Annotated in this window: 1 protein-coding gene; it reads left to right on the plus strand. The window is 49.4% G+C overall.

Going from position 1 to position 235, the window contains the following annotated elements:
- The coding region (locus QP119_RS11710) for a hypothetical protein (RefSeq protein ID WP_284776348.1) at positions 1 to 235 on the plus strand (235 nt) is incomplete at both ends.

Raw genomic sequence — 235 nt, forward strand, 5'->3', positions numbered from 1 at the left:
GAACCAGCCAGTATTCGACAAGTACAACCTCAAGATCCCAACAACCTGGAAAGAATTTGCTCAGGTTGGTCGCGACTTAAAGGCTGCAGGCTTCGACGGTTACTTGTCCGACTGGAACCCTAACGGTACCGCTGTGAACATGGCTTTGTTTGCACAAAAAGGTGCTAAGCCATACACCTACTCTGCAGAACAGGCAGATCAGGTAGGTATCGACTTTAACTCCGAGGGTGTTCAG

This window comes from Corynebacterium frankenforstense (assembly GCF_030211955.1).
GTDB classification, from domain to species: Bacteria; Actinomycetota; Actinomycetes; order Mycobacteriales; family Mycobacteriaceae; genus Corynebacterium; species Corynebacterium frankenforstense_A.